This window comes from Microcystis sp. LEGE 08355 (genome assembly GCF_015207185.1).
GTDB classification, from domain to species: domain Bacteria; phylum Cyanobacteriota; class Cyanobacteriia; order Cyanobacteriales; family Microcystaceae; genus Microcystis; species Microcystis panniformis.
In genome coordinates this window covers 1-3,283 of the sequence record NZ_JADEXI010000519.1, presented here as the reverse complement: position 1 = coordinate 3,283, position 3,283 = coordinate 1, and the positions used below count along the sequence as shown (strand labels likewise).

Below are 3,283 nucleotides of genomic sequence, written 5' to 3'. Positions count from 1 at the left end.
CGGATTAATTGAGGGAATGAATACCAAAATAAAGCTTATTAAAAGAATGAGTTATGGATTTACCAATTTTCAACATCTTCGACTTAAGCTGTTTGCTTGCTTTAATTCATAACAAAAATTAACACACGAAAACCAGAAGAGCCAATCCCCCACTTTTTACACCCGGGCAGATGTCAACGTCTCGTTTTTAATAACTGTACCAGTTGCGAGACCTGTTGGCGATTGAACATTTGCAGCAGGGTACTAGCTACTAATTCCGGTTCTAGGGTAATTAGGATTTGTGGTAATTTGGCGGTGGCTAATAATTGCAATTCCTGACTGACGGTGATTTCTTGCCCGCGACCCCATTCTAGTAAATCACTGGCTTGTTTTAATTCTTTAATAATAACCGGGGCGAGAGTGCGGTAGGAATGTTTGGGGTTAGCCAGGGCTGATTGGGCATTTTTAACTAAATATTGCCACTTTTGCTGTTCTGAAGCCAATTGAGACAGAGATAAAGTTAATTTTTGTAATTGCTGACGGGAAGCACTGGTTTCTTCCTGTTTGAACAGTTGTAACATCTGTTTGAGGATATCTCTGACGCGGATGGAGATAGAAGACGCTGTCGCAACAGCTGGGGTAAATTTTTTTTGGTTGAGAAGATAGTTAAGATGGGCCTGTAATTCGGCAAAAGTCGGTTCACCTTTTTTAAGGATAGCGTTAGCTTCCTCGGCTTGCAAACCTAATGGACCAGACAGCTTATCGATCAATATCTGAAGCAGATCATAACCCTTGAGGAACAAAGATTCTAATTTTTGATCCACTTGTATGGGATTTTCTTTCAGTATTTTAAAAGCATCCTCAAGACGGTGAGCAGTTTTTTGGATACTGCCATAACCTAACATGGCCGCTCCCCCCTTAATGGAATGGGCGGCACGAAACATCTCGTTCATCTGTTCAGTATTGTTCACGAGATTGCCTAAGTCTAAAATCCCCTGTTCCAAAGTTTCCAGGTGTTCTTTGGCTTCTTCGATGAAATAGCCGAGAATTTTCTGAGCGTTAGCGGAGTCCAAGGTCTTATCCCCCTTATCACGATGCTGTCTAGTCCTAGATTGCCCAGTTTTTCAGGAAATATATCAGTTATGGGGCAATGGCTAGGAAAACTGGCCCAGACGGACACAAGCTAAGTTCAAAAGCCTGCCCACAAGGGTTCTCAGCTTCTCTTGCTTAAAATAGATCGATACAACGGCAGGCAAAAAGCTAAGAAAAGAATCGGGGATGGGAGCAAGCTGACTAGAAATTATTCTTGATAAGAGGAAACTGAGTTGTTGACTATCTAAGATTACCCCTCAAGACCGCACTGGAGTTGGCAGTGGGGAACAGACAACACCAGAACAGTAGGTGGTCGTCCAGAGATGATACCAAGTCCCCTCATACTTCAGCTTGCTCTTGCTCAAAAACCCCGTCACCTCCATCAAGAGCTAAATTAGAACAAAATTACTAGACGAAAAGACCCGACTAGAAAAAGGGGAAATGGCTGAAAGGCTTACGGAGCAAGGGATAGAAAAAATATCAAAAAATTTTGCCAAAAGGGGTTGACAAACCTGGGGAAGTTAGATACATTGGTAAATGCGCGGTTGAAGCGAAGCGAAAGCGAAGCGAAACAAACGACGCTGGAACCTAGACAAAACAATAGTTTGAAAGCCAAGCAAAACAGCCTCGTTTAGAAGCAATTCTATAACAAAAAAGTCAAACCCGCAAGGGGGAGACGAAAAAAAGTCAAAAGAGTCAAACGATTCATCATGGAGAGTTTGATCCTGGCTCAGGATGAACGCTGGCGGCGTGCCTAACACATGCAAGTCGAACGGGAATCTTCGGATTCTAGTGGCGGACGGGTGAGTAACGCGTAAGAATCTAACTTTAGGACGGGGACAACAGTTGGAAACGACTGCTAATACCCGATATGCCGCAAGGTGAAACCTAATTGGCCTGGAGAAGAGCTTGCGTCTGATTAGCTAGTTGGTGGGGTAAGAGCCTACCAAGGCGACGATCAGTAGCTGGTCTGAGAGGATGAGCAGCCACACTGGGACTGAGACACGGCCCAGACTCCTACGGGAGGCAGCAGTGGGGAATTTTCCGCAATGGGCGAAAGCCTGACGGAGCAACGCCGCGTGAGGGAGGAAGGTCTTTGGATTGTAAACCTCTTTTCTCAAGGAAGAAGTTCTGACGGTACTTGAGGAATCAGCCTCGGCTAACTCCGTGCCAGCAGCCGCGGTAATACGGGGGAGGCAAGCGTTATCCGGAATTATTGGGCGTAAAGCGTCCGCAGGTGGTCAGCCAAGTCTGCCGTCAAATCAGGTTGCTTAACGACCTAAAGGCGGTGGAAACTGGCAGACTAGAGAGCAGTAGGGGTAGCAGGAATTCCCAGTGTAGCGGTGAAATGCGTAGAGATTGGGAAGAACATCGGTGGCGAAAGCGTGCTACTGGGCTGTATCTGACACTCAGGGACGAAAGCTAGGGGAGCGAAAGGGATTAGATACCCCTGTAGTCCTAGCCGTAAACGATGGATACTAGGCGTGGCTTGTATCGACCCGAGCCGTGCCGAAGCTAACGCGTTAAGTATCCCGCCTGGGGAGTACGCACGCAAGTGTGAAACTCAAAGGAATTGACGGGGGCCCGCACAAGCGGTGGAGTATGTGGTTTAATTCGATGCAACGCGAAGAACCTTACCAAGACTTGACATGTCGCGAACCCTGGTGAAAGCTGGGGGTGCCTTCGGGAGCGCGAACACAGGTGGTGCATGGCTGTCGTCAGCTCGTGTCGTGAGATGTTGGGTTAAGTCCCGCAACGAGCGCAACCCTCGTTCTTAGTTGCCAGCATTAAGTTGGGGACTCTAAGGAGACTGCCGGTGACAAACCGGAGGAAGGTGGGGATGACGTCAAGTCAGCATGCCCCTTACGTCTTGGGCGACACACGTACTACAATGGTCGGGACAAAGGGCAGCGAACTCGCGAGAGCCAGCGAATCCCAGCAAACCCGGCCTCAGTTCAGATTGCAGGCTGCAACTCGCCTGCATGAAGGAGGAATCGCTAGTAATCGCCGGTCAGCATACGGCGGTGAATTCGTTCCCGGGCCTTGTACACACCGCCCGTCACACCATGGAAGCTGGTCACGCCCGAAGTCATTACCTCAACCGCAAGGAGGGGGATGCCTAAGGCAGGGCTAGTGACTGGGGTGAAGTCGTAACAAGGTAGCCGTACCGGAAGGTGTGGCTGGATCACCTCCTTAAAGGGAGACCTAATTC

The 3,283-nt window shown here is 48.3% G+C and carries 2 protein-coding genes and 1 rRNA gene; 2 read left to right on the top strand and 1 reads right to left on the bottom strand.

Translation table 11 applies throughout. From position 1 onward, the window contains the following. Window positions 1-112, top strand: a 112-nt coding sequence (locus IQ242_RS20345) for a transposase (protein WP_193961203.1), incomplete at its 5' end; no start/stop codon positions are given. A 61-nt stretch (window positions 113-173) separates the two neighbouring features. Here the strand turns inward: IQ242_RS20345 and IQ242_RS20340 are convergent. After that, entirely contained in the window at window positions 174-1,052 is an 879-nt protein-coding gene (locus IQ242_RS20340) for an Hpt domain-containing protein (protein ID WP_193961202.1), read from the bottom strand. Between the two features lie 726 nt (window positions 1,053-1,778). On the opposite strand from IQ242_RS20340, the gene IQ242_RS20335 reads away from it, so the two are divergent. Continuing rightward, window positions 1,779-3,267, top strand: a 16S ribosomal RNA gene (locus IQ242_RS20335). Window positions 3,268-3,283 lie beyond the last annotated feature (16 nt).